This window comes from Helicobacter pylori FD535 (assembly GCF_000296015.2).
Classification (GTDB): Bacteria; Campylobacterota; Campylobacteria; order Campylobacterales; family Helicobacteraceae; genus Helicobacter; species Helicobacter pylori_CT.
Genome location: NZ_AKHP02000004.1, coordinates 22,522 through 48,682 on the forward strand (window position 1 = coordinate 22,522; position 26,161 = coordinate 48,682).

Sequence of the window (26,161 nt, forward strand, 5' to 3'; positions counted from 1 at the left end):
GGGCGGACTTTAGCGTTTTTAAGATAACCAAACGCTTAACCCCCCTTAGGGGGCTTAGTCATTACCCCTTAATGCGTTTTTTTATCTTGGATGTATTTTTTCAATTCACCCTTTTTGATATAAGGGATAAACTCGCCATAGCCCTCTTTTTCCATGTCTTTTAAGGGGATAAACCTTAAAGCCGCGCTATTAATGCAATACCTTAAGCCCCCTAATTCTTTAGGCCCATCGTTAAACACATGCCCTAAATGCGCCTTACCAATACGGCTCAACACTTCAATGCGTTTCCTGTTAAGGCTCTCATCGTCTTCGTATTTCACCACATCTTTATTGATAGGCTTAGAAAAGCTTGGCCACCCGCAACCGGAGTCGTATTTATCCGCTGAAGAAAATAACGGCTCGCCTGTGGTAATATCCACATAAATGCCCTCTTCTTCTTTGTTGTAATACTCATTTTCAAAGGGTTTCTCAGTGTGTTTGTTTTGCGTCACCTCATACTGGAGTTTGGTGAGTTTTTTCTTTAAAACTTCATCGCTGGGTTTGGTGTATTTATCATCATCCACAATCACTTCATCCGCCTTTTTCAAATCAATATGGCAATAACCACCAGGATTTTTCTTCAAATAATCTTGGTGATACTCTTCAGCCCTCACATAATTTTTTAAAGGCTCCACTTCAATAGCGATTTTGCCTTTCACTTCTTTTTGCAACGCTTTTAAGGCGTGATCTATCACTTCTTTATCCGCGCTATTGGTATAATAAATCCCTGTGCGATACTGCCTACCCACATCATTACCCTGCTTATTCACGCTCACCGGATCAATCACCTTAAAATAGTAACGCAACAACTTGTCCAAACTGATTTTTTTAGGATCATAAACGACTTTCACGCTTTCAGCATGATCGCTCTCATGCAATTTTTCATAATTTGTGCTTGAAGTCTTGCCGTTAGCATAACCAGAGCTTGCGTCTATGACGCCATAAATCCTCTCCATATACGCCTCTAGCCCCCAAAAGCACCCCCCAGCCAAGTAAATCACTCTTTCATCGGTTTTTTGGTGTTGAGATCCCATGTTTTCACTCGCTTGCATAATTGCTCCTATCGCTAAAAAAAGATAAAAACTTTTCAAGTAAGACAATACTTTCATTGAATAACCTTTGTTTTAATTTTAATGGTGTCTGCCATTATAACTAAAAAAATGGTAGTTGTTCTTTAAATTGAGTTTAAATTTTAATAAGGCTCTGTTCTATTAGGTAACAAAATTTAAAATCACATCCACTCAACAATCTTACCCACCACATTGGCCTCATAGCATTTGATAGAGGTTTTTTGACTGGGTTTTTTGGGCAAAATGGCTTTTAAAAACCCATAATTTTCCATTTCTTTCAATCTAGCGTTCAAATTAGGGGCTTCTAAAATCCTGCCATTCAAACTCACTTCGCCCAAAAAGGCGGTTTTATTATCAATTTTTCTGTTTTTAAAGCTTGAAAGGATACTGGCAATGACCGCTAAATCGCAAGCCGGCTCGTTAATCTTAATGCCTCCGCTCACATTGATAAACACGTCATGGCGGTTTAAGGGGATTTCTAGCTTTTTTTCCAATAAAGCGATGAGCATGTTAAGGCGGTTGGTGTCAAACCCGTTCGCTAATCGTTTGGGCGCTCCGAAACTGCACTCGCTCACCAACGCCTGAATCTCTAAAATCAACGCCCTTGAGCCTTCTAAAGTGATGGTAATGGCACTCCCCTCCATAGGCTCTTCTTTAGAAAAAAACAGGCTTGAAGCTTCTTTGGCGCTCACCAAACCCTGCTCTTTCATCTCAAACAAGCCGATTTCACTCGTAGGGCCAAAGCGGTTTTTAAAACTCCTTAAAATCCTTAATTCCCTACTGGGATCGCCTTCAAAATACAGCACGCTATCTACCATATGCTCTAACACTCTAGGCCCTGCAATGCTCCCCTCTTTAGTGATATGACCGATGATAAAAATAGCAATATTTCTTGTTTTGGCCAAACGCATGAGCTCAAAAGTGATCTCTCGCACTTGCGAAATAGAGCCGGGCGCTGAAGAAATCTCTGGCGAATAAAGCGTTTGAATAGAGTCAATCACGCAAGCAAAATAATTTTCGCTCTCAATATTCGCCTTAATTACAGGCCAATTGATTTCATTGAGCAGATACAATTCTTTTTCTATGCAATCCAATCTAGTGGCGCGCATTTTAATCTGGCTCAAGCTCTCTTCCCCGCTCACATACAAAACCTTTTGCTGGTTTTTGGCTAAGCCAGAAGCCACTTTTAAAAGCAGAGTGGATTTCCCCACCCCAGGACTCCCCCCCACTAAATACAACCCTCCTTTAGCGATCCCCCCACCTAAGACAATATCCAATTCGCTTTGAGTGGAAGAAAACTTGATCACTTCTTCATGCTCAATTTCAGCGATAGAAACGCTTTTTTGCGCTTGTGGGATCGGATTTTTAAGCGTGTTTAAAACTTCCTTTTGAGCTTGGTTCAATTCTATAAAACTCTCCCATGCGTTGCATTGAACGCACTTGCCTAGCCACTTAGGGCTTGTAAAACCGCAATGCTGACACTCAAATAAAGAAGTTTTTTTAGCCAAAATACCACTCTTTTTTAAAATCACACAGCTAAAAACTAGATAAAAACGGACTTTTGGTTTGGTTCTGTAGCAAAACTCATAAAGCTAAACTCAAAACAAGTTAAAAATTATCAAGCACCATTTTGCTCTATTTTTCTTAAAGCCTTCAAAATATAGCGTTTGATATAAGATCCCACGCTTTCTTCTTCTTCGTTAGCCATTTTCTCTAGTTTTTGGTATTGTTCATCAGAAAAATACAAGCTTACAGCACGGGTTTTTTTATTAGCGTCTGCTTTTGGTTTGCGTCCTAGTTTATTTTTAGTTCCCCTTAAGTGAGTTTCATCTGTGTTTTCTGTCGTTTCCATCAAGTTCCTTCAATCATCATCGCAAATCGCTTCAAAATAGCATATTAGCATAAAAGTAGCGTATAATGAATAATGCCACAAGCACTAATCATTCCTTATCTTAAGTTTATTAGCGCTCGCTTGAAAAAGGCTTCACCCCCTAAAAAAAACAAATCAAATCGGTAACACCCTGATACTGCGATCCAACAATTCCTGCAGGGCGTTTTCAATGGCAAATAAAGTCCCGGTAGTCGCGCTCATGCACCCATCGCATGCCCCCATGTAGCGGATATACACATCAATGTAATCATCGCTTTCTTTAATGTCTAAAATCTCTAAATCCCCTCCGTCCATCATAAGCATCGGGCGGATATTTTCATCAATGACTTTATCCACCGCTTTAATCTTTTGAACCATAGTCATTTCCCTGAAAGCCAATTCCCCGCTTTGGGATTTATTAGCGGTGGCTTTAAGTTTTTCAGCCTCCATTTCTTCGCGCACTTCTTTAAGAATATCCACCAGGTAATAATCCCTTTTTTCATGCCCTCCAGGCCTCACGCAGCTTTTACAAAAAGCACCGGCTTTGGTGTAGTTAGTGATTTCTTCAACGCTTTTTAAATCATTGAGCCTAATCACTTCTTTAATCGTGCCTAAACTCACCCTAGCGCACTCGCACACGATGATTTCTTCTTCAAAATCTTCAGCGTTTTTCCCCAAATACATGCCGGCAGCTTTTTTGATCACATCATACGCCATCACCGAGCAGTGCATTTTTTGCCCAGGGACAGCCGGCGTGTCCGGATCGTCTCTCAAGCCTCTTTCCACATCTAAATTCGTGATCTTTACCGCATCTTGGACTCTTTTATTCAAACACAACTCCACCATCATGTCTGAGCTTGCAATCGCTGTCCCGCAACCAAAGCTTTTAAACTTCGCGTCAATAATTCTATCCGTGCCTTCATCTACAAGCCAATACAACCTCACCGCATCACCGCATGCCTCTGCGCCATAATCCGCCACAATGAGCTTAGCGTTTTTATTTTTAGCCTGCTCTTCGGTGATGACCCCTAAATGCGTGGGGTTGTCCATGCGCCTTTGAACTTCTTTAGAATACGCGTCCCAGAGAACCGAACCCACTAAATCATGTTTTGCCATTTTGATTCCTTTATATTCTTTTTAATAAGAACTTGAAATGTTTCTCAATCTTACAGCCGCTTGAGAGAAAACTTCAATCGTTTTATCAATTTCAGCTTCCGTGTTAAAACGGCTCAATGAAAGCCTGATAGCGGTATGAGCTAATTCCTTACTCGCTCCAATCGCTACCATGACAGGATTAGCCTCTAAATCCTCACTCGCACACGCACTCCCTGTGGAAGCAGCGATATTAGAGCGGTTCAAATCCCATAACATGGCCTCTCCTTCAATCCCTCTCACGCTGATTAAAGTCGTGTTAGGCACACGATGGATTCGATCGCCTACCACCATCACATCAGGGATTTTCAAAAGCGCTTCTTCTAATTTGTCGCGCAATTTCCCTACCACTTCTTTTTCATAGTCTAAATGCTCTACGGCTAATTTCATCGCTTCGCCCATGCCCACAATATAAGGCACATTCAAAGTCCCGCTGCGCCTGCCATTCATATGCTCCCCGCCATGAAAAAGAGGGGTCAATCCCACCCCACTTCTAATATACAACCCCCCAATGCCTTTAGGCCCATGGAATTTGTGCGCGCTAAAAGAAAGGAAATCCGCATTCGCTTTTAACACATCTACAGGGATTTTACCAATCGCTTGCACCGCATCGGTATGGAACAACACGCCCTTTTCTTTACAAATAGCCCCAATTTCTTCAATAGGGAAAATGAGACCGGTTTCATTATTCGCCCACATCACGCTCACTAAAGCGGTTTTTTCTGTGATCGCTTCTTTGACTTGCTCTGCGGTAATACTCCCATGCTCATTAATAGGCAAGTAAGTAACCTCCACCCCTAAGCTTTCTAAAAAATTGCAAGTGGATCGCACCGCTGGATGCTCTGCAACCGTGGTTACAATATGGTTTTTGCCTTTTTTCAAGCATTCATCAAAATACACGCCCTTTAAAACCCAATTATTGCTTTCTGTCGCGCAAGAAGTGATGATCACATCATCTATATCCCTAGCGTTAATGCCCTTATAAAGCTTATCTAGCGCTTCTGCAATGGCTGGGTGGGTTTCTGTGCCAAACTGGTGCAACGAGCTAGGGTTCCCATAATGATCCCTTAAAAAAGGATCCATGATTTCTTTGACTTTAGGGTCAATCCTCGTTGTAGCGTTATTGTCTAAATAAATTCGTTGTAACAAGGTTAATATTCTCCTTAAAAATTTTACATAGATTTTCTTATCTAAGTCTAAATTATGATTAAATACAAGATATTTTCTTAATTTTAACTTAAAATAAGATGAATTTTAAAAACATTTTGAGAAATGCGAACATCCTCCTATCAAAAACCAACAACAGCCACCACCAACCCGCTTAAGGTTTTTTAAGGGGTCTCCCACGCCTGTCTTTCAAAGCGTCTATCCCCCCTTGTCGGTAACGCTTCTCCCACACATAGAGTTTTTGCAATTGTTTCGCTACTTCTTTTTTAGTGGGCTTAATGCCCCTAAGGTTATAAAGAGCGGTAACTATAAGGGGCTTTGGGACATCAAACCTTTGGATAAATTCCAAACAATCTTTTTTGAGTTGGGAGTCTTGCTTGTTTTTAGTAATATCCACATGGCTTAAATATTGCAACACATAAAGGCGTTTTTCTTCATCTTCTTGCGCGATTTCTGGGGCTAACTCCATCCCTTGACTAACACCTTTAAAAAACTTATTTGAAGCCTCTTGGGCGGGATAAACGCTCAAATAAGTTTCTAGTAAAGAAATCACTCTTTTTTGCTGTTCCAATAGTGCGTCTATCTTGGTGCTCAAACGATTTATTTTACTTTCCATGCGTTCAATACTAACCACCAAAAATAAATAACTATTTAATCATTAAAAATGATTATTCTAATACCATGCTCCAAATTAAGATGTATTTTGATGATCATGCTACAATAAGAGAACGCAAAACGATTTCAAAGAAAAAGGGCTTAAAATGAAAACTTTTGAAGTGATGATTCAAACCGATTCGCAAGGGTATTTGGACGCTAAATTTGGCGGTAACGCTCCTAGAGGGTTTCTCAATCCAAACGGCTTACCCACTTATTCGCCTAAAATCTCATGGCAAAAAGTAGAAGGCGCTCAAAGCTATGCGTTAGAACTCATCGATTATGACGCTCAAAAAGTGTGCGGCATGCCGTTTGTCCATTGGGTCGTGGGCAATATTTCTCATAATGTTTTAGAAGAAAACGCCTCCATGATGGATAAAAGGATTACTCAAGGGGTCAATTCACTCACTCAAGGCTTTATCCGTTCTCCTCTCAATGAAAGCGAAAAACAACGCTCCAATCTCATTAACAGCGTCTATATCGGCCCCATGCCCCCTAATGGCGATCACCATTATCTTATTCAAGTGTATGCCCTAGACATCCCTAAACTTGAATTGAAAGCCCCTTTTTTCTTGGGCGATTTGCATGACAAAATGCGCAACCATATCATCGCCATAGGGAGAAAGGAATTTTTATACAAGCAGTTTGTAAGGAAATAAGCTGCATGTTTGTAGCTATCCTTTCGCTAGATTGAATTTTTGATACATCTCTAAAATCCTCTTTTCATCTAGCATGCTTTCTTCAATCTTTGTGTCTATCAAATCGGCATGGTGTTTTTTAAAATCTTTTAAAGGGATTAAATCATTATCAACGATAGCGTTTCGCCTCTTTTTAGCTAAAGGGAAGTGCCATTGCATGAGTTCTTTATCCTTAATATGGTGTTTGTCTTTAAGCTTTAAAATTTCATAAATATCATCATTGTGTTGCCAAATTTCTAAACCATCATCATTGTGTTGCCAAATTTCAAAAGGCTCACAATCGTTATAAAACAGCCATTGATCTCCCCAAGCGTCTAAAAACCCAAAATCCCCACTATTACACACAAACACTTCAAAATCTTGAACCACAAAATTAATGCGCGAATACATCACAACCTCTTTAATGCTCTTAGGGATATAAAAACTTTCATAAAGTTTTTTAGCGTCATAAACATGATCGCAATCAATTTTTACTACCCACTCATTTCTAGGGATAAAAGAAAGCACATAATTAGAGTAATGATAGAGTTGGTGCCACAAACTCGGGCAATCCTTTAGTATGACTTCATAAGGATAGCTGATAGGGATAAATGAGGGGAATTTTTTACAAAACTCTAAAATCACTTCTTTAGAGCCATCATCGCAATCATTAAAACCAATGACCCCCCTTTGAATGGCAGGAAGCATAGAAAACAAACTCTCTTCTAAAGTAACGATTTCATTTTTGATCTAATAAAAGCCCATGGGTTTAGAGGGCTTTTAGGGTTTTGACTTTTTTTATCATAGTCAAAATAACCTGAATGCGTAGGATTGGGTAGAGTTAAAGTGGGATGGATAACCCTATATTCTAAATGACCCCCCCATAATTATAATTAAGAGAACTATTTTTATAAATACTCCTATTGCGTTCAATGAAACTTTCATTATTTAAATTTAAAGAAGCGATAGCTAAAAACACGCTTTCTTGATGGTCATGGTTGAATAAAGCTTTTTCTTGAAGAGAATGGAGTTTTTTAGCCTCTAGCATTTCCTTGAATTTCGTGATTAATTTCATCATAAATGTTTTTGGCCCCTTTTAAACTGCGAACACATCTGACCACAAAAGGCATTTTCTCTCTAATAAAACCCTTGATTTTATTTTTTAACCCCATAAAAACTCCTAATATAAAAACTCCTGATTGAATAAAACGCTATTAAAAGCAAAATCTTATTATACTACACTCTCGCTACACTTTTAAAACGCTCCCTAACTTCCTTATCTAACGCCAGTACTTCATCTAAACTAGAGAGCTTGAAGGACATTTTAGCGTATGATTCTAAGGCTTGAGAAATGGTTTTGATAAGGCCACCAAAAGCGATTTCTTTGTTTAAAAACTTCTCCATCGCCGCTTCATTGCTCGCATTCAGCACCACGCCAAGCTTTGGGTTTTCCAACAACAAGTCTTTATAACGCCATAAAGTGTAGCGCTCCATGCTAATGGGTTCAAATTTAATCGCGCTTAAAGCGTATAAATCTAAGGGCTTGATGGAAGCGTTCAAAGAGGCTAACTTCGGATCGATCGCATAGCTTATGGGTAATTTCATGTCTGCGCTCGCTAAATGCGCGATGACAGAGTTATCTTCAAACTCCACCAAAGCATGCACGATAGAACTTCTTTCAATGAGCGCATCAATCTTTAAAGACGCGCCAAAAAGCCAATAAGTTTCTAAAATTTCAAAAAGCTTATTGACCATGCTCGCTGAATCAATGGTGATTTTAGATCCCATGCTCCAGTTAGGGTGCTTGAGCGCGTTTTGCGCGTTTTGCATAGGAATAAATTCTAAAGGCGTGTCCCTGAAAGCCCCCCCACTCGCGCTAATGATTAAAGACTTAGGCTTTAAAGCCTTGTTTTGCAACAACGCCCACAAACCAAAATGCTCGCTGTCAATGGGCGTGATTTGCGAAATGTCTAATAAATGCCCCGCGCTCACTAAGCTCTCTTTATTCGCTAGGGCCAGTTTTTTGTTAGTTTGCAAGCTTTTAAAGCTCGCCTTTAATCCTGCTACGCCCACAATGGCGTTAATGACTAAATTTGAAACGCACTCTTCTATCATCGCATCAATGCCGTCTAACCCTACAAACACTTCTGCGTCCAAAGGCTCTAAAAAATCCAAATCGTTAGGATCTAAGATTGCCACTTTCTTGGGTTTGAAAACTTTGATTTGCTCATTGATTAAAGCGATATTTTTCCCACAGCTTAAGGCTTCTATTCCTACCTTGAATTTTTTGGCGATTTTTAGGGCGTTTTTCCCAATAGAGCCGGTGCTTCCTAAAACAACCATTCAATCCCCCAAAAACACCGCCGTCTCTTTCCAAATTTCTAAAAAATACAACAACGCATGCAAGCTTAAAGCCCCAAAAAGCATGGAATCCAACCGGTCTAAAACGCCCCCATGCCCAGGTAAAATCTTACCGCTGTCTTTGATCCCGACCTTTCTTTTCAAATAGCTTTCATACAAATCCCCAAACACCGCCATAAGAGCGATTAAAAAACTAAAAAAGAGCGCCATAAGAAAGCCCCCACTCAATTTCCCCATGCCCACAAACGATCCTAAAACGCTCGCCAAAACCACGCCAATCAACGCGCCCTCTAAAGTTTTATTCGGCGAAGTGGGCGTGAAAGGGGTTTTGCCTAAAAGCTTGCCTCCAAAAAACGCCCCCACATCGCTTGCGACCACCACCACTAAAAGCCAAATGATCGCTACTGCACCAAAATCCTTATAAACCCCAAAAAGCGCAAAAAACCCAACGCCCGGGTATAAAAAGGGTAAAATGGCTTCGCTATGGTGCGCTTTTTGATAAGCAATAACACTAGCCATGACCATAGCACTGATAAGAGCGCATTCTATAGGGCGCCCGTTAAAATACGCCGCTACCCATGACAACACTAAAACGAGATACAAGCTAAAGCTCGCTTTAACCTGGAATAGTCTTAACGCTTCAGAAAACCCTACCGCATAAATCCCCCCTAAAACAGCCCAAAACAACAACAAATTGTCCGCATACAAAATCAAGCCCGCCACAATGATTAAAACAAACCCTGTAATGTAACGAGACTTTTCTTTAAATAACTCTTCTTTCACTTTTTTCCTTAATCAATTAAATATTAACGAAACCAAAAAATAGCTAAACGCGCTAATCAAAACAACGCCCACCAAATTAAGCCACAAACCGGCTTTAATCATATCCGTTATTTTAACATACCCAGAGCCATAAGCTATCGCATTGGGTGGGGTGGCCACAGGGAGCATGAACGCGCAAGTCGCGCTCAAGGCTACAGGAATGGTCAATAACAAGCTCTGATGGTTTTCATAACCCATGCCCATCGCAACCCCTCCAATTACCGGTAAAAACGCGGCAGCAGTAGCGGTGTTAGAAGTGATTTCGGTTAAGAAAATGACCATTAAAGTAACCATGACAATGATGAATAAAATCGGTAAATGCGAAAAGCCAGAGACTAAATGCCCGATCCACAAACTCAACCCGGTTTTAGAAAATTGCGCGCTCAAGGCTAACCCGCCGCCAAACAAAAGCAACACATCCCAAGGGAGTTTTTTGGTGGTGTCCCAATCAATGAGCCTATCGCCCTGATGGTTAGCGGGCAAAATGAATAAAAGCGCAGAAACCCCTATTGCGATCACCGAATCAATCCTGTCTATTTTAACGCCCCAAGCTTTTAACATCACGCCTAAAAAAATCCACCCTAAAGATGCCAGGATAAAAATAATCCCCACAGAGATTTCCGCCTGACTCAAACGGCCTAGTTTGTTTAACTCTAATTTAACGACTTCCTTACCCCCTGGGATTTCTTTAATCTTTAAAGGGAAAACCACATAAGTGAGCAAGAGCCACGCTAAAATGAGCATGATAAAGGCTAACGGCGTCCCAAACACCATCCACTGAGCGAAATCAATTTCAATATTGAAAGCGGTTTTCATATAGCCGGCCAATAAAGCGTTAGGCGGCGTGCCAATCAAAGTGCCTAAAGAGCCAATAGAAGCCGCATAAGCGATGCCAAGCATCAAGCAAATGCTGAAATTCGTGCGATAGATAGTAGTCTTTTCTTGAATGACTTGAGTAATGTCTTTGCCCTTATGCACGATATTACCCATAATACCCCCATGCGCTTTGGTGATTTCTTCTTTTTGATAGAATGCATTAGAGGCGTTTTCTTTGCCCACCAGTTTAGCGACTAATTGCAAAACGCTCATGCCAACAGGAAACATCATCACCGCCGTTGCGGTATTGCTCACCCACATAGACAAAAAGCCTGTGGCTATCATGAAACCTAAAATCAACCTCCTAGGGCTTGTGCCTACTAATAAAATAATGCTTAAAGCGATGCGCGTGTGCAAGTTCCATTTTTGCATGCTTAAAGCTAAAATAAACCCTCCCATAAAAAGAAAGATAATGGGCGATGCGTAAGAAGAGCTGACGCTAGAGAATTGATCCACGCTAAAGACGCTAAAAAGCACCAAAGGTAAAAGTGCGGTTGCAGGCAGGTCAATGGCTTCAGTCATCCACCATATCCCCATTAAAACAGCCACCCCCGCCACAACAGGCATCGCCTTATAATTCAAAGAACTGAGCTTGGGGATTTCTTCTACAATATGAGGCATTTGAGCGTTTAAAGCGTAATAGATAATGAGCGCGATTAACGCTCCCCCTATTAACCCCAACAAGCGCACGATCTTAGTGCTTTTATCATCGGTGCGCGTATCGGTATGCGTATTGGCATGCGAATGATTTTCCATTTTGTTTTACCCTTTAAAATTACTAACCTCCATGCTACAATAAAACTTTTTCAAAACTAAGATTTTAGAAAAATCATATCAAAATAGGAAAAAGAGTGGTAAAAGAAAGTGATATTTTAGTGGTTGGTGGGGGGCATGCAGGCATTGAAGCGGGCTTGATTGCAGCCAAAATGGGGGCTAGAGTGCATTTAATCACCATGCTCATAGACACGATCGGTTTAGCGAGCTGTAACCCGGCGATTGGGGGCTTGGGTAAAGGGCATTTGACGAAAGAAGTGGATGTTTTAGGGGGGGCTATGGGGATTATTGCAGATAATAGCGGTTTGCAATATCGTGTGTTAAACGCTTCTAAGGGACCGGCAGTCAGGGGGACTAGAGCGCAAATTGATATGGATACTTACCGCATTTTTGCAAGAAATCTTGTTTTAAACACCCCTAATTTGAGCGTCTCTCAAGAAATGACCGAAAGTTTAATCATTGAAAATGGTGAGGTAGTGGGCGTAACCACAAACATTAATAACACTTATAAAGCTAAAAAAGTGATCATCACCACAGGCACTTTTTTAAAAGGGGTGGTGCATATTGGCGAGCACCAAAACCAAAACGGGCGCTTTGGGGAAAACGCTTCTAATTCTTTAGCCTTGAATTTAAGAGAGCTTGGCTTTAAGGTGGATCGCTTAAAAACCGGCACTTGCCCAAGAGTGGCGGGCAATAGCATTGATTTTGAAGGTTTAGAAGAGCATTTTGGGGACACAAACCCCCCCTATTTCAGCTATAAAACCAAAGATTTTAACCCCACCCAACTCTCATGTTTTATCACTTACACCAACCCTATTACCCACCAAATCATCAGGGATAATTTCCACCGAGCCCCCCTATTTAGCGGTCAAATTGAAGGCATAGGCCCAAGGTATTGCCCTAGCATTGAAGATAAAATCAACCGCTTCAGCGAAAAAGAACGCCACCAGCTGTTTTTAGAGCCTCAAACCATTAATAAAAGCGAATATTATATCAACGGCTTAAGCACCTCTTTACCCCTAGATGTGCAAGAAAAGGTCATCCATTCTATCAAAGGCTTAGAAAACGCCCTCATCACGCGCTATGGCTATGCGATAGAGTATGATTTTATCCAGCCCACAGAATTGACCCACACTTTAGAAACCAAAAAAATCAAAGGGCTTTATTTGGCCGGGCAAATCAACGGGACTACCGGCTATGAAGAAGCGGCGGCTCAAGGGCTTATGGCTGGGATTAATGCGGTATTAGCCTTAAAGAATCAAGCCCCCTTTATTTTAAAGCGCAATGAAGCTTATATCGGTGTTTTGATTGATGATTTGGTTACTAAAGGCACGAATGAGCCTTACAGAATGTTTACCAGCCGAGCCGAATACCGCTTGCTTTTAAGAGAAGACAACACGCTTTTTAGGTTAGGCGAACATGCCTATCGTTTAGGGCTTATGGAACAGGATTTTTATAAGGAATTGAAAAAAGATCAACAAGAGATACAAGACAATCTCAAACGCCTTAAAGAATGCGTCCTTACCCCTAGCAAAGAAGTGTTAAAACGCTTGAATGAATTAGGCGAAAACCCTATCAATGACAAGGTTGATGGCGTCAGCCTTTTAGCGCGCGATAGTTTTAATTCAGAAAAAATGCGCTCCTTTTTCAGCTTTTTAGCCCCCTTGAATGAGCGGATTTTAGAGCAGATTAAAATTGAATGCAAATATAATATTTATATTGAAAAGCAACACGAAAATATCGCTAAAATGGACAGCATGCTCAAAGTTTCTATCCCTAAAGATTTTGTGTTTAAAGGCATTCCAGGCTTAAGCTTAGAAGCGGTAGAAAAGTTAGAAAAATTCCGCCCTAAAAGCCTTTTTGAAGCATCAGAAATCAGCGGGATCACTCCGGCGAATTTAGATGTTTTGCATTTATACATCCATTTGCGGAAAAACTCTTAAAGGATTTTTAATGGACGCTTTAGAAATCACCCAAAAGCTCATCAGCTACCCCACCATTACGCCCAAAGAATGCGGTATTTTTGAATACATTAAATCGCTTTTTCCTACTTTTAAAACTCTAGAGTGTGGAGAAAACGGCGTGAAAAACCTTTTTTTATACCGCATTTTTAACCCCCCCAAAGAGCATGCAAAAAAAGAGCATATAGAAGGAAAGGTTAAACCCTTGCATTTTTGCTTTGCAGGGCATGTTGATGTCGTGCCTCCTGGAGATAATTGGCAAAGCGATCCCTTTAAACCCATTATTAAAGAGGGGTTTTTATACGGCCGTGGGGCGCAAGACATGAAAGGGGGCGTGGGGGCGTTTTTGAGCGCGAGTTTAAATTTTAACCCTAAAACCCCTTTTTTGCTTTCTGTTTTACTCACAAGCGATGAAGAAGGGCCAGGGATTTTTGGCACTAGGCTCATGTTAGAAAAACTCAAAGAAAAAGATTTACTGCCCCATATGGCACTTGTGGCTGAACCCACTTGCGAAAAAGTCCTAGGCGATAGCATCAAAATTGGCCGAAGAGGCTCTATTAATGGCAAACTCATTTTAAAAGGCGTTCAAGGGCATGCGGCTTACCCAAAAAAATGCCAAAACCCCATTGATGCGCTCGCTTCTGTTTTGCCCTTGATTTCAGGAGTTAATTTAGACGATGGCGATGAATATTTTGACCCTTCAAAATTAGTCATCACCAACTTGCATGCAGGGTTAGGGGCGAATAACGTTACACCGGCAAGCGTAGAAATGATCTTTAATGCGCGCCATTCTTTAAAAACCACCAAAGAAAGTTTGAAAGAATATTTAGAAAAAGTTTTAAAAGATTTGCCTCACGCTTTAGAATTAGAATCAAGCAGTTCGCCTTTCATCACGGCGTCTCATTCAAAGCTCACCAGCGTTTTAAAAGAAAATATTTTAAAGGCATGCCACACCACCCCCTTTTTAAACACCAAAGGAGGCACGAGCGATGCGCGGTTTTTTAGCGCTTATGGTATAGAAGTGGTGGAATTTGGCGTGATTAATGACAGGATCCATGCCATTGATGAAAGGGTGAGCTTGAAGGAATTAGAGCTTTTAGAAAAAGTGTTTTTAGGGGTTTTAGAGGATTTGAGCGAGGCATAAAATAAATAAACATTAAGTAAGGCTTATCAATATTTGATTACAATTATAAAGGATTACATTTTTTTAATAGGAGATATACCATGCTAGGAAGCGTTAAAAAAACCCTTTTTGGGGTCTTGTGTTTGGGCGCGTTGTGTTTGAGAGGGTTAATGGCAGAACCAGACGCTAGAGAGCTTGTTCATTTAGGTATAGAGAGCGCAAATAAGCAAGATTTCGCTCAAGCTAAAACGCATTTTGAAAAAGCTTGTGAGTTAAAAAATGGCTTTGGGTGTGTTTTTTTAGGGGCGTTCTATGAAGAAGGGAAAGGAGTGGGAAAAGACTTGAAAAAAGCCATTCAATTTTACACTAAAGGTTGCGAATTGAATGATGGTTATGGGTGCCGCCTGCTAGGAAATTTATACTATAACGGACAAGGCGTGTCTAAAGACGCCAAAAAAGCCTCACAATATTACTCTAAAGCTTGCGACTTAAACCATGCTGAAGGGTGTATGGTATTAGGAAGCTTACACCATTATGGCGTAGGCACGCCTAAGGATTTAAGAAAGGCTCTTGATTTGTATGAAAAAGCTTGCGATTTAAAAGACAGCCCAGGGTGTATTAATGCAGGATACATATATAGTATAACAAAGAATTTTAAGGAAACTATCGCTCGTTATTCTAAAGCATGCGAGTTGAATGATGGTAGGGGGTGTTATAATTTAGGGGTTATGCAATATAATGGACAAGGCACAGCAAAGGACGAGAAGCAAGCGGTAGAAAACTTTAAAAAAGGTTGTAAATCAGGCGTTAAAGAAGCATGCGACGCTCTCAAGGAATTGAAAATAGAACTTTAGTTTCAATAAAGTTAAGCCAAACGCCGTGTTTAGCTGGCTTCTACGCTTTTTAATATCTTAATGAAAGCATAAACACCACGAATTAATCTTTTAATCATAATAAGTTTTTATCGCACCCATTCATTGCCGTTTTTAGATTGGCGTTTGAAAGATTTAAGCAAGTTTATTCAAACCCTTAAAAAGGGTTTTACCCCCTTACAGCACTTTCAACAGCACGCTATTTAGGCGCTCATTAAAGCTTTTGGCGTCTTTTAAAGCCCCTTTTTCTAAAAGCTTCGCCCCATCATAAAGCAACCAGATAAAAGCGCTCAACTGCTCTTTATCTTCGCATTTTAAGAGTTTTTGCAAAATCGCATGGTTAGGGTTTAATTCTAAAATTTTTTTGCTTTCAGGCACGCTTTGGCCCATTTGACGCATCCAATTAGCCATCATCGCATTTTGTTCATCGCCTATTAAAGCCACCGCTGAAGTGAGGTGACTGGAAAGCTCTACGCCTTTAATCTCATCTTTAAGATTTTCTTCAAACGCTTTCATTAAATCTTTAAACTGATCTTTCACCTCATCATTGATTTCTTCCAAACCAAGTTCTTTTAGGCTCTCGCTATGGCTAGCGTCTCTAAAGGGCGTTTTATCGTATTCATTCACGCCTGGCATCACAAACGCATCAATTTCATCACTCAGTAACAAAACATCATAGCCTTTTTGAGCGTATTTTTCTAAAAGCGGGGACGCCTTTAGTAAGTCTAAATTTTCGCCTAAAAGGTAGTAAATGCTTTTTTGATTTTCTTTTAAATTTTCTTTGTATTCTTTTAAAGAAACCAATTTTTCTTTGTCTTTAGAATAGAATCTTAACAATTCTAAAAGTTTTTCTTTGTTTTCAAAATCCCCATACAAGCCTTCTTTTAACACTTTCCCGAAAGGCTCATAGAATTTATGGTAATTTTTTTCATCCTTGCTCAAGCGTTCAATCTCGCTTAAAATCTTTTTCACTGAAGCCGAACGGATATTGGCTAAAATCTTGTTTTGCTGTAAGATTTCACGGCTCACGTTCAAGGGTAAATCTTCGCTGTCAATCACGCCTTTAACAAACCTCAAATAAGACGGCAACAATTCTTTGTCATCATCAGTGATAAACACCCTTTTAACATAAAGTTTGACCCCGCTTTTATAATCCACCCTAAACATGTCAAAGGGCGCTTTGCTAGGGATGTAAAAAAGCGTTGTGTATTCTAAAGAGCCTTCCACTTTATTATGGATATAGCTCAAAGGCTCGCTGTTATCATGCGCAAACGATTGGTAAAACTCTTTGTAATCTTTGTCTTTTAACTCGCTCTTATTCATTTTCCATAAAGCGCTCGCTTGATTGATCTGCTCGCATTTTTCTTCTTTAATTTCTTTTTGATTATCCCCTTCGCCCTCATATTTCGTATCGGTGTAAGTTAAAAAAATAGGGAAAGGGATGTGTTCAGAATACTTTTTAACAACGCTATCAATCTCCCAACGGCTCGCAAAATGAGAATCTTCATCTTTTAAAAAGAGGGTGATTTCTGTGCCTTGCTCCTCTTTGACGCATTCGCTGATTTCAAACTTGCCCCTACCATCGCTCACCCATGCATAAGCTTGATGACTAGTAACTTTCTTGGTTTGAACGACAATCTTACTCGCTACCATAAACGCCGAATAAAAGCCCACGCCAAATTGGCCAATCAGTGCGCTATCTTTTTTCTTATCCCCGCTCAAAGCGCTTAAAAAACTCTTCGTGCCTGATTTAGCGATCGTGCCTAGATGCTCGATGAGATCGTTTTTATCCATGCCTATACCATTATCTTTAATCGTTAAGGTCTTTTTCTGGCTATCAAAACTCAAATGAACGCTGGGTGTGGTATTCAGCCCTTTTAATTTCTCATCGGTTAGCATCAAATAATTCAGCTTGTCCAAAGCGTCGCTCGCGTTAGAAACCAACTCTCTTAAAAAAATCTCTTTATTAGAATACAAAGAGTGGATCATCAAATCCAAAAGCTGGTTGATTTCGGTTTGGAAGGTGTATTCTTGATTAGACATTGATCTTTTCCTTTAATAAAATTTTTAAGATTATACAATAAAAGCGTGCTTAAAAGGGGTATGCTACGGCTTAAAAAATAACATGAAAGAAGGTTTAATTTTTTAAAAACGATAACTCATAGAGCTCATCAAATAGCTTCTGTTTTGAATGGTTTGAGCGAAATTGGGGTTGTAACCGCTTGTAAAAAACCCTACCTTATAACCCTTATGCATCGTGATTTGATAGCCATTAAACATCAGCATTAAATAGATATGTTTTTTAAGGTTATATTTAAAAGCAACCCCTAAGCTTTGCGAATCAGCCCTTGGGGAATAGGTCAATTTCCCATACAATTGCACCAAAAGATTCTTAATACTCTTCCCTACAAAAGCGTTAACGGTCACGGAATTAGCGTTGTAAAAATTGGAATAAGCGTCTTCATAAGGGGTGTCATCTTTAGTGTCATAAAAAGGATCCGCTGGTGAGCCGTTCCAGCCTAATTGAGCGCTCCCGTTCCCGAAATTCTTATACACGCTCCAGCCAAAACGATAAGAGCGGAAATTTATTCTTTGAAACACAAACAAACTCGCGCTTTTTTTACCCACTAAAGCGGCTCTGTAATAATCTTTAGACAAATAATCGCTATAAAAGGGGAACCATGCGTAAAAAGTCGTTTGGATGCGCCAATCAGATTCCCAATAAGACTTTGTGTCATGGGTGATTTCAAATCCAGGAGCGTTAAAATTCTTAGGGTAAAACCAAATAAAAGGCACGACCCTAATGTATTTATTTTCGTAAATGAGGTTTAAATTGTGCATGCCGTAGTTGGTTTTTTGCTTGTAATTGACAGGAGCGTAAAAATCTCTAATGGATTGCTCATTGGCTAAAGCCCTTCCAAAGGTGCTAAACCACTCTATCCTAAACTTTTTCCACCGGTAAAAAAGCTCAAACCCTTGGTTAAACCCGCTCAAAAACAAAGCTTTAGAGGGGTAACGCCCTAATTTAATCCCAAAAATATCCTTATATTGATAATCCAAATACAAATTGTATAACACATAAGGCCTGGCGTTTTGAGCCTTTTGCTCTCTGGTCCAATTTTGGCTGTGTTGCATCAAATAGCCCTCCCATCGCCCCATATAATACCAATTCGCTGGCTGAAACCCTGCCTTAGGGTTGGCCTCATCAATCAAAAATTTCGTGGAATCATAAGCCAACGATCCTATTTCGCCCCCCACCCCAAAACCCAGTTTGTGGTTTTCAATCCCTTTAGGGAGCAAACTAGAATCAACTTGTAAAGCCCCGGTAGTGGTTACATAACTCCCTGTAGGATAAATCCCTTTTTTTGAATTGATGACTGACTGGTTGAAAGCGATGCGCGAAAACGATCCCACTCTCGCACTGATTTGATACTCAAAAGCGTTGAGAAAAACCCCATGCAAAGCTAAAAACCCTAGCCAAACTTTTTGATTAAGCACCCTTTTGTTAAACACCTTTTTTATTGAAGTCTAATATTATGCCATAAAACAAACTCTCAATTTTGGTTTTGAAAAAAAAACGATAAAATCACAAACCACCCCTCTTTTTTTACAAAAGCGGATTCAATTTAAAGATTTAAGGACTATGCATGCAAGAGATTATCCCTATTGTTGTGGCTTTTGATAACAATTATTGCATCCCTGCTGGCGTGAGCTTATATTCTATGCTGGCACACGCCAAACGAGAGAGAGAGAGAGAGAGAGAGTAAAACTCTTTTATCAAATCCATTGTTTGGTGGAGGGTTTAAGCGTTGAAAATGTAGCCAAATTAGAAGAAACGATCGCTCCTTTTAGCGCTTTTTCCAGTATAGAGTTTTTGGATATTTCTAATGAAGAATTAGAACCACGCCACAATTACCGCAAACTTGATCCTTTAAGAGCGAGTGAAATTAAAAAATTGTATTTAAAACTCAATGCTTTTTCGCAAAAACGCTTTTCTAAAATGATCATGTGCCGTTTCTTTTTTGCTTCCCTTTTCCCCCAATACGACAAGATGATCATGTTTGATGTGGACACTTTGTTTGTGAATGATATGAGCGAGAGCTTTTTTATCCCCCTTGAAACGCATTATTTTGGGGCTGTGAGGGAAAAAGATTTGATCGCTATAAACAGGAATTCGGCTAAGGATTTATACGAATTACGCCAAATGCATGCAAAAACTATCGGTGTCGCTGATGCTTTCCCTAATTTAGAAGAAGCGCAAATCCTTTTTGACAACTACTTTAACGCCGGGTTTTTAGCCTTAAATTTAAAATCATGGCGTGAAGAAAATCTGGAAAACCAATTGATTGCATTTTTCATTTTGAAAAACGAAAAACTTTTATTTAGCGATCAAGACGCTTTGTGTTTTGTGTGCCGTGGTAGGATTTTAGAACTGCCTTACTCCTACAATGCCCACCCTAGTTTCCTTGATACGCCCTCATTCCCTAGCCTTAAAGAAGCACGCATGCTGCATTTTTGGGGCGATAAACCCTGGAAACTCTTAAGCGTCATTGGCGCGAAAAAATGGCATGAAATTTTGATTCAAACGCCTTTTAAAGACGCTTATTTTAACGCTCCCTTTTTAGATCACCTCTTTGAATCCTTTCAAAACAAGGATAATGAGATTAAAAGAAGAGATGAAAGGATTATTGAAGAAGTTCAAGCGATTCAAGCAAGGGATAAAGAAATCCAAAACAGGGATAAAGAAATCCAAAACAGGGATAAAGAAATCCACACTCTTAATAAAATCCTGTCTTTTTCAGACAGACGGCATTCTTTTGAATTTCTTCTGCCCAGGCTTTCTTCTAAACTCCTTATAGAATTTTTGCTTTTTAAAGCCAAACAAAAAGTGAAACGATTGATTAAAAGGGTTTTTTAAACCCCCTTTCAAAACTAATGCGAATAAGCATGCGTTTGTGTGGGTTGGATGTCTTTGTTATCGGCTAGTTTTTCCTTTTCCACTCTCTCTAAAAAAGCACTTAAATCTTGCGCCATTTTTTCAAAAATCTTAGCGCTCACGCTATCAGGGTGAGAGATCACAATCGGTTCGCCCCTATCCCCCCCTAAACGCACTTTAGGCTCTAAAGGGAGCTTGGCTAAAATCTGCGTGTGATAAGCCTCTAATAATCCACTCATGGAATTTGAGCCAAAAATCTCGCTCTCTTTCTTGCAATGCTCGCACACAAAACTCCCCATATTCTCTACAATGCCCGCAATAGGAATGTGTAGTTTCTTAAACATGTCCAAACTCCGTTTAGCGTCATCTAAACTCACGATTTGAGGCGTAGTAACGGTGATTCCTGCACTGAGTGGCACGGCTTGGGCTAGCGTGAGCTGTGCATCGCCTGTTCCTGGGGGCATATCCACCACCAACACGTCTAAATCCCCCCAAATAATATCGCTTAGCATCTGTTCAATCGCTCGCATGAGCATGGGCCCTCTCCAAATGAGACTCTGCCCCTCATCATACAAAAGCCCCATGCTCATCACAGAAACGCCAAAAGCCTTTAAAGGAATGAGTTTTTTACCGCTAGGATCCATGATCACATCAGCGTTTTGCAAGCCCATCATTCTAGGGATATTAGGGCCATACACATCAGCGTCCAATAACCCCACTTTTTGGTTCAAATTCGCTAAAGCGATGCTTAAATTCACGCTGGTGGTGCTTTTACCCACACCGCCCTTACCCGAGCTTATCATCACTACATGTTTAATGTTTTTAGCCAGATTTTTAGCGGCGGGCTTTGGAGCTTGGGGCTTTGGCGGGGTTTTAATATCCAAATTCAAAGCTTTCACGCCTATTTTCTGCACCGCTTTGGAGATATTCTCCCTTAAAATCGCGCTCGTTTCTTCAGAGCTTGAGGGGATTTCTATTAAAAGCCCTAATTGATTGTCATGCAAAGCGATGTTTTTGACAAAACCAAAGCTGACAATATCCTTTTCAAAATTAGGGTAAATGATCGTTTTTAACGCGTTTAAGACGTCTTCTTGGGTGAGCATTTTAATCCTTAAAATGATAGTGTTTGGATTTTCTTTATAGCATGTTTTGTTTAATTTTGCATTATAAATTAAATTTGCGTTTTTAAAGGATAGGGCATGGAATTTTATAAGCGTGTTTTGAAATTGCACCAATTTAGGAATTTGGGTAGAAAATCGCCTGCGGAGCTGCTTTTAAATTCAAGTTTTGAAAAACATGGGGGGTTGGTGATCTTGGTGGGAGAAAACAATGTCGGTAAAAGCAATGTTTTAGAAGCTTTGAAAATCTTTAATGATGCGGATATTAAACTTTGTAGTGAGAACGATTATTTCAAAGCCCATGAGTCTGAAGACGCCGTTTTGAGCCTAGAAGAAGAAACAATCCTTGATCATAAAATCACAGGTTTTTCTTGCGTGGATTTGAGGATCCAAACCAAAGAGATTAGCGAGGGTTTAAAGGAATTATCAAAAATATTGATCAGTTATCCTTTTTGTGTTTTTGTAGGGGGCTTTATCAATCTCATCATGTCTTATGGCGCATTAGATTCGTTTTTAAAATCCTACAAAGAGAAATTAAAATTGAGCGCATTTTCAACTAAACAAAACCGCAATCTGCTTTTCAAAGAATTAATTAAACATTTGAGCGCTAACAATCAATTGATTAAAGTTTTTTGTCAGTGTATAAGAGAAATTATAGAATACAACGCTCCAAATAAAAATCACAAACCCAATCAATTTTTTATAATGGGGAAAAACAGACAAAATCAATTAGCAAAAATTTATTCTCATTTAAAAGAATTTAGCAAAAGAGAAATCAAACCACAAGATATGGGAGACATCTTAAAAAAACTAGAGGAATTAGATAAATTTTTTAAAACTACTGACTTTAATACAAAATTCGCACCAAAAACTGAAGTGAAAGATATTATTGAAGAGATAGACGAAAAATACCCTATCAATGAAAATTTTAAACAACAATTTGAGGAGTTTGAATCAAATGTTAAGAAATATGATGAAGCAAGAAAGGATTTTGAGCGAAAAAAAGAGTCGCTGATCCGAGAGATTGAATATTACTGCAAAAATCAAAAAACGCTAGAGTTTAACGATGATGTTTTGCTAGACAATATCCAACAAACATGCAAAAGTTATATAGCAAGCCATGTTGTTAGCGATGAGTCTAAAGATGTGGAATCCATGATGTGCCAGTTTTATTTGGAAAAAATAGAATTGTTATCAAATTCAAAAATTAGGCGATACCAATACGATGATCTTTTGAAATCAGCAAGAATACCTCTGTGGGAGAGTATAAAAACTTTAGATGAAAAAAGCAACGCTCGTTTGTTCCCTAAAAATATTGATAAAATTAAGAAAAGATTTGAAGCAAACAGGGAAAAATTCAAACAAAGCGAGAGCGTTTCAGAGATTATAAGGTATTGCAGAGAGTGTAATCCTTATACAGCGTTTCAAGGTTTAAAAAATAAAGTTCAATTCCCTTTAAGCGGTGATTTATCTTATAAATTTGATAAACTCGTGCCAACCATAAAAGAATACAAAGAGCTAAAAATCACAGATAGTAATCTTAAGATCAAACCACTTGAGGATTTTCATTCTCAAATTTTTAAATATTGGTTCTTTCAGTCATTATTTAATAAAATAGATTTTAATCCTACTACAATTTGGCATAGTTTAGAAACTAAGCGAACATTACAAATAAAATTTGATAAAAATAATGATTTAGAAATTTATTTTGGTTTTGATAAATCGTTTGTTATCCCTAAAAAATACTTGCAAGAAAACAACCAAGAATTGTTAAAAGAGATCAAGCGATCAGATTATCCTTTTCCAAAGTGTGAGCATCATAATGATAACGATATGGTGCAACTCACATTTTCTAAAGATGATGTATCTCCCTTAATGGTTGAAGTAAGTCTTATAGAAATCATGGAATACAACATGCAATTAAAAATGGATTCTTCAATCGCAAAAGAATTTAACAAGCTTTTAGCGATCGCTCAAGATAGTCCTCAAGATAATTACCAATTAAAAATTCGTGTCCGACACAACAATAAGTTTTTTGGAGAGAAATATGCGCCATATGAAATAAAACTTGAAATTCATGATTGCAGAAAATCCGACAATCAAAAACCAATCATTTTAAGTGAGCAAAGCACCGGCTTCCAATGGGCGTTTAATTTCATGTTTGGTTTTCTCTACAATGTGGGATCAAATTTTAGTTTCAACAAGAATATTATCTATGTCATGGACGAGCCAGCCACCCACTTGAGCGTGCCAGCCAGGAAGGAGTTTAGGAAATTTTTAAAAGAATACGCTCATAAAAATCATGTTACTTTTGTTTTAGCCACCCATGACCCCTTTTTAGTGGATACGGATCACTTAGATGAAATAAGGATTGTAGAAAAAGAAGCAAATTGTATTTCAATAAGCATAATCCACAATACAAAGACAACCCCATTCCTTTCACTTTCTTACCCATTTCAGGGCTTAAAAACAATCCAAACGAGATGAAAGAAACCCTTCAAAAACTTTGCGAATTGGACAACAACCCCATTGTTTTGACAGATGATGACAGAAAAGATGGCTCTGACCCACAAAGAGCAAAAAGCGAAGAATTTAAAAACGCTAATGAAGAAATGCATGATCCTATCAGAATTTTACAACTCTCAAAATGCAACAAAAAGTTCAAACAAATTGAAGATTGTTTCAGTGAAAACGATAAAAAAGAATACGCTAGAAACAAGCAAAGGGAATTGGCCATGGCGTTCAAAACAAGGCTCTTGTATAGCGGGAAAGACGATGTAATGAGCGAAGAAACAAAAGAGAATTTTCAAAAATTGTTTGAGTGGATCACTAAAGCATGCAATGACTCAAAAATCGGTTAAAAAATAATGCATCAAATTTGATTATAATACCCCACAATATTATAAGTGAAAGGATTTTGATGTTTAAAAAAATGTGTTTGAGCTTGCTAATGATAAGCGGTGTTTATGTGGGGGCAAAGGATTTGGATTTCAAGCTGGATTATCGCGCGACTGGGGGGAAACTCATGGGGAAAATGACGGATTCCAGCCTTTTAAGCATCACTTCCATGAACGATGAACCGGTGGTGATCAAAAATCTCATTGTCAATAGGGGAAATTCATGCGAAGCGACTAAAAAAGTGGAACCCAAATTGGGCGATAAGTTTAAAAAAGAAAAACTCTTTGATCATGAATTAAAGTATTCGCAACAGATATTTTACCGCCTAAATTGCAAGCCTAACCAATTGTTAGAAGTTAAAATCATCACGGACAAGGGCGAGTATTACCACAAGTTTTCTCAATAAAAAGAGTTTTTAATCTCTGCTCTGATGGAGTGTTGGTCATAAAATTCAAAAATGCTAAAAGCTTTTTTAATATCAAAAAGCTTGCTTAGCAAGCGGTGACTTTTTAAAAAACAGACTAAAAAATATTAATTTATCTATACTTGGTTCTCATAGGTAGTAAAATAACTACCAAATCTCTAACTAATATAAAAATTCCTTGTCTTTTACTTTAAAAATAATTTCTGTTTAAGAAATCAAATCCCTAAAGAAACCCCTTTTATGGAGTTCCTTTTTGAGCTTGCTCTAAAGCCATTTGCGCATGCTTGCAATCCTTTTTAAAAGACTTCGTGATAAAATTAACCTTAAGAGTCGAATCAAAGGCTTCATGGCATTTTTTAAGCTTGTGATCGCGCTCTTGCGGATCTTGCAAGTAATATTTCACTGAATGCACAAAACTGAAATGAAACCCCATAGGAGGGATACGACTCTCTGGAGTGCCTTCGCAAAAATCGCTGCAATAAGTGCTTTGCGACTTTAACCCCCCCAACACCACTAAAAATAAAAAAATCATCTTTTTCATCAATACTCCTTCAATCCTTTTTACCCTCCAAAATACACCAACGCTGAACCCCAAGTCAATCCCCCACCAAAAGCGTCTAAAAGCATTAAATCGCCCTTTTTCAAACGCCCCTCTTCATAAGCTTCACACATGGCCATAGGGATACTGGCTGCTGAAGTGTTGCCGTATTTATGCACGGTTAAAACCACTTGCTCATCTTTGAAATCCAAATGCTCCCGCACCGCTTGAATGATCCTAAAATTAGCTTGATGCGGGATAAACAAACGCACATCTTCAGGTTTGAGAGCGTTTTTTTCTAAAATCATTTCCACATCTTTTAAAAGCGTTTTCACCGCCAGTTTAAACACTTCATTGCCTTTCATGCGCAAAAAAGGCTCTAAAGCTTCTTCTTTAGCGTTAAAGGGCGTGGGTTTTAGAGTCCTTGGCGTATAGAGATAATTAGAAAAATTCCCGTTCGCTGAAATTTGCACGTCTAAAATGCTTTCTTTTAAACGCTTGGTTCTGCCTATCACGCACGCCCCAGCCCCATCGCCAAATAAAATACAAGTCCCCCTATCTTTAAAATCTAACACGCTGCTCGTTTTTTCTGCCCCCACAATCAGCGCATTTTCGCACATCCCGCTCTCAACATAAGCCTTAGCCACCGATAACAAATAAATAAAACCCGTGCAAGCGGCTGAAATATCAAACGCCGGCTTGTTTTCAATGCCTAATTTCGCGCTCAACACGCAAGCGGTTGAAGGCATGGCTAAAAAATCAGGGCTTAGAGTCGCTACAACCACCAAATCAATGTCTTTTGGGGTTAAATGCGCTCTCTCTATGGCTT

General features: G+C 39.2%; 20 protein-coding genes and 4 pseudogenes. 8 read left to right on the plus strand and 16 right to left on the minus strand.

From position 1 onward, the window contains the following. Window positions 1-68 precede the first annotated feature (68 nt). The 6 genes from msrB to DV63_RS10155 all read right to left on the minus strand — a co-directional run bounded on the left by msrB (window position 69) and on the right by DV63_RS10155 (window position 5,914). Window positions 69-1,148, minus strand: a complete 1,080-nt coding sequence (gene msrB, locus DV63_RS10130) for a peptide-methionine (R)-S-oxide reductase MsrB (RefSeq protein ID WP_000866641.1) — start codon at window positions 1,146-1,148, stop codon at window positions 69-71. 122 nt (window positions 1,149-1,270) lie between these two features. Next, window positions 1,271-2,617, minus strand: a complete 1,347-nt coding sequence (gene radA, locus DV63_RS10135) for a DNA repair protein RadA (RefSeq protein ID WP_017179784.1) — start codon at window positions 2,615-2,617, stop codon at window positions 1,271-1,273. A 110-nt stretch (window positions 2,618-2,727) separates the two neighbouring features. Continuing rightward, window positions 2,728-2,961 carry a ribbon-helix-helix domain-containing protein gene (locus DV63_RS10140; protein ID WP_000450339.1) on the minus strand — a complete coding sequence of 78 codons (234 nt, stop codon included), beginning with the start codon at window positions 2,959-2,961 and terminating at the stop codon, window positions 2,728-2,730. 153 nt (window positions 2,962-3,114) lie between these two features. Beyond that, complete coding sequence (locus DV63_RS10145; protein ID WP_001052015.1) at window positions 3,115-4,095, minus strand: iron-sulfur cluster assembly scaffold protein NifU; 981 nt, start codon at window positions 4,093-4,095, stop codon at window positions 3,115-3,117. 21 nt (window positions 4,096-4,116) lie between these two features. After that, window positions 4,117-5,280: a NifS family cysteine desulfurase gene (locus tag DV63_RS10150; RefSeq protein WP_000941688.1), complete on the minus strand. Its 1,164-nt coding sequence runs from the start codon at window positions 5,278-5,280 to the stop codon at window positions 4,117-4,119. Window positions 5,281-5,452: 172 nt separating this feature from the next. Further along, the gene (locus DV63_RS10155) at window positions 5,453-5,914 is read right to left on the minus strand and encodes a helix-turn-helix domain-containing protein (protein ID WP_031202191.1); all 462 of its coding nucleotides are present in this window, start codon (window positions 5,912-5,914) and stop codon (window positions 5,453-5,455) included. A 145-nt stretch (window positions 5,915-6,059) separates the two neighbouring features. Between DV63_RS10155 and DV63_RS10160 the strand changes: the two genes are divergently transcribed. After that, complete coding sequence (locus DV63_RS10160; protein ID WP_000846566.1) at window positions 6,060-6,611, plus strand: YbhB/YbcL family Raf kinase inhibitor-like protein; 552 nt, start codon at window positions 6,060-6,062, stop codon at window positions 6,609-6,611. A gap of 15 nt (window positions 6,612-6,626) precedes the next feature. Here DV63_RS10160 and DV63_RS10165 read toward each other — a convergent pair. The 5 genes and pseudogenes from DV63_RS10165 to DV63_RS10185 all read right to left on the minus strand — a co-directional run bounded on the left by DV63_RS10165 (window position 6,627) and on the right by DV63_RS10185 (window position 11,444). Further along, a pseudogene (locus DV63_RS10165) lies at window positions 6,627-7,486 on the minus strand (beta-1,4-N-acetylgalactosamyltransferase). 11 nt (window positions 7,487-7,497) lie between these two features. Then, window positions 7,498-7,801: pseudogene (locus DV63_RS18195) on the minus strand (beta-1,4-N-acetylgalactosaminyltransferase). 64 nt (window positions 7,802-7,865) lie between these two features. Further along, window positions 7,866-8,972 carry a 1-deoxy-D-xylulose-5-phosphate reductoisomerase gene (gene dxr / locus DV63_RS10175; RefSeq protein WP_000260812.1) on the minus strand — a complete coding sequence of 369 codons (1,107 nt, stop codon included), beginning with the start codon at window positions 8,970-8,972 and terminating at the stop codon, window positions 7,866-7,868. Further along, complete coding sequence (locus DV63_RS10180) at window positions 8,973-9,773, minus strand: phosphatidate cytidylyltransferase (RefSeq protein WP_000656901.1); 801 nt, start codon at window positions 9,771-9,773, stop codon at window positions 8,973-8,975. 12 nt (window positions 9,774-9,785) lie between these two features. After that, the gene (locus tag DV63_RS10185; protein ID WP_020982361.1) at window positions 9,786-11,444 is read right to left on the minus strand and encodes an SLC13 family permease; all 1,659 of its coding nucleotides are present in this window, start codon (window positions 11,442-11,444) and stop codon (window positions 9,786-9,788) included. A gap of 95 nt (window positions 11,445-11,539) precedes the next feature. Here DV63_RS10185 and mnmG point away from each other — a divergent pair, with 95 nt between their 5' ends. The 3 genes from mnmG to hcpA all read left to right on the plus strand — a co-directional run bounded on the left by mnmG (window position 11,540) and on the right by hcpA (window position 15,400). Next, window positions 11,540-13,405, plus strand: a complete 1,866-nt coding sequence (mnmG, locus tag DV63_RS10190; protein ID WP_000238052.1) for a tRNA uridine-5-carboxymethylaminomethyl(34) synthesis enzyme MnmG — start codon at window positions 11,540-11,542, stop codon at window positions 13,403-13,405. Window positions 13,406-13,415: 10 nt separating this feature from the next. Beyond that, window positions 13,416-14,567: a succinyl-diaminopimelate desuccinylase gene (gene dapE, locus DV63_RS10195; RefSeq protein ID WP_000339225.1), complete on the plus strand. Its 1,152-nt coding sequence runs from the start codon at window positions 13,416-13,418 to the stop codon at window positions 14,565-14,567. An 80-nt stretch (window positions 14,568-14,647) separates the two neighbouring features. Continuing rightward, window positions 14,648-15,400: a Sel1-like repeat protein HcpA gene (hcpA, locus tag DV63_RS10200; protein ID WP_000901653.1), complete on the plus strand. Its 753-nt coding sequence runs from the start codon at window positions 14,648-14,650 to the stop codon at window positions 15,398-15,400. 195 nt (window positions 15,401-15,595) lie between these two features. On the opposite strand, the gene htpG is transcribed toward hcpA, so the two are convergent. Together htpG and hofA are read right to left on the minus strand one after the other, a co-directional pair. Next, window positions 15,596-17,461 carry a molecular chaperone HtpG gene (gene htpG / locus DV63_RS10205; protein ID WP_000070612.1) on the minus strand — a complete coding sequence of 622 codons (1,866 nt, stop codon included), beginning with the start codon at window positions 17,459-17,461 and terminating at the stop codon, window positions 15,596-15,598. Window positions 17,462-17,563: 102 nt separating this feature from the next. After that, the gene (gene hofA / locus DV63_RS10210; RefSeq protein WP_031202199.1) at window positions 17,564-18,916 is read right to left on the minus strand and encodes an outer membrane beta-barrel protein HofA; all 1,353 of its coding nucleotides are present in this window, start codon (window positions 18,914-18,916) and stop codon (window positions 17,564-17,566) included. A 149-nt stretch (window positions 18,917-19,065) separates the two neighbouring features. Here hofA and DV63_RS18425 point away from each other — a divergent pair. Both DV63_RS18425 and DV63_RS10220 read left to right on the plus strand, forming a co-directional pair. Next, a pseudogene (locus DV63_RS18425) lies at window positions 19,066-19,231 on the plus strand (glycosyltransferase family 8 protein). Further along, window positions 19,209-20,336, plus strand: a complete 1,128-nt coding sequence (locus DV63_RS10220) for a glycosyltransferase family 8 protein (protein ID WP_000229214.1) — start codon at window positions 19,209-19,211, stop codon at window positions 20,334-20,336. The pseudogene DV63_RS18425 and the gene DV63_RS10220 overlap by 23 nt, the downstream one beginning before the upstream one ends. A 14-nt stretch (window positions 20,337-20,350) precedes the next feature. Here DV63_RS10220 and DV63_RS10225 read toward each other — a convergent pair whose 3' ends face one another. After that, the gene (locus DV63_RS10225; RefSeq protein ID WP_000249730.1) at window positions 20,351-21,589 is read right to left on the minus strand and encodes an Mrp/NBP35 family ATP-binding protein; all 1,239 of its coding nucleotides are present in this window, start codon (window positions 21,587-21,589) and stop codon (window positions 20,351-20,353) included. On the opposite strand from DV63_RS10225, the pseudogene DV63_RS10230 reads away from it, so the two are divergent. Continuing rightward, window positions 21,554-24,382, plus strand: a pseudogene (locus DV63_RS10230) (AAA family ATPase). The gene DV63_RS10225 and the pseudogene DV63_RS10230 sit on opposite strands and share 36 nt — an antisense overlap. 10 nt (window positions 24,383-24,392) lie before the next feature. Then, window positions 24,393-24,776 (plus strand): hypothetical protein, encoded by a 384-nt coding sequence (locus DV63_RS10235; RefSeq protein WP_000473925.1) that lies wholly within the window; start codon window positions 24,393-24,395, stop codon window positions 24,774-24,776. Between the two features lie 256 nt (window positions 24,777-25,032). Here the strand turns inward: DV63_RS10235 and DV63_RS10240 are convergent, their stop codons facing one another. Together DV63_RS10240 and fabH are read right to left on the minus strand one after the other, a co-directional pair. Further along, on the minus strand, window positions 25,033-25,335 hold the full coding sequence (locus tag DV63_RS10240) for a hypothetical protein (protein WP_017179729.1): 303 nt from the start codon (window positions 25,333-25,335) through the stop codon (window positions 25,033-25,035). Window positions 25,336-25,355: 20 nt separating this feature from the next. Further along, the coding region (gene fabH, locus DV63_RS10245) for a beta-ketoacyl-ACP synthase III (protein ID WP_000518796.1) at window positions 25,356-26,161 on the minus strand (806 nt) is incomplete at its 5' end.

What these genes read in the sequence shown, in the direction of transcription:
- msrB (WP_000866641.1), bottom strand. Translation starts at nt 1,148, where the DNA reads ATGAAAGTATTGTCTTACTTGAAAAGTTTTTATCTTTTTTTAGCGATA.
- DV63_RS10140 (WP_000450339.1), bottom strand. Translation starts at nt 2,961, where the DNA reads ATGGAAACGACAGAAAACACAGATGAAACTCACTTAAGGGGAACTAAA.
- DV63_RS10145 (WP_001052015.1), bottom strand. Translation starts at nt 4,095, where the DNA reads ATGGCAAAACATGATTTAGTGGGTTCGGTTCTCTGGGACGCGTATTCT.
- DV63_RS10155 (WP_031202191.1), bottom strand. Translation starts at nt 5,914, where the DNA reads ATGGAAAGTAAAATAAATCGTTTGAGCACCAAGATAGACGCACTATTG.
- DV63_RS10160 (WP_000846566.1), top strand. Translation starts at nt 6,060, where the DNA reads ATGAAAACTTTTGAAGTGATGATTCAAACCGATTCGCAAGGGTATTTG.
- dxr (WP_000260812.1), bottom strand. Translation starts at nt 8,972, where the DNA reads ATGGTTGTTTTAGGAAGCACCGGCTCTATTGGGAAAAACGCCCTAAAA.
- DV63_RS10185 (WP_020982361.1), bottom strand. Translation starts at nt 11,444, where the DNA reads ATGGAAAATCATTCGCATGCCAATACGCATACCGATACGCGCACCGAT.
- dapE (WP_000339225.1), top strand. Translation starts at nt 13,416, where the DNA reads ATGGACGCTTTAGAAATCACCCAAAAGCTCATCAGCTACCCCACCATT.
- hcpA (WP_000901653.1), top strand. Translation starts at nt 14,648, where the DNA reads ATGCTAGGAAGCGTTAAAAAAACCCTTTTTGGGGTCTTGTGTTTGGGC.
- htpG (WP_000070612.1), bottom strand. Translation starts at nt 17,461, where the DNA reads ATGTCTAATCAAGAATACACCTTCCAAACCGAAATCAACCAGCTTTTG.
- DV63_RS10235 (WP_000473925.1), top strand. Translation starts at nt 24,393, where the DNA reads ATGTTTAAAAAAATGTGTTTGAGCTTGCTAATGATAAGCGGTGTTTAT.
- DV63_RS10240 (WP_017179729.1), bottom strand. Translation starts at nt 25,335, where the DNA reads ATGAAAAAGATGATTTTTTTATTTTTAGTGGTGTTGGGGGGGTTAAAG.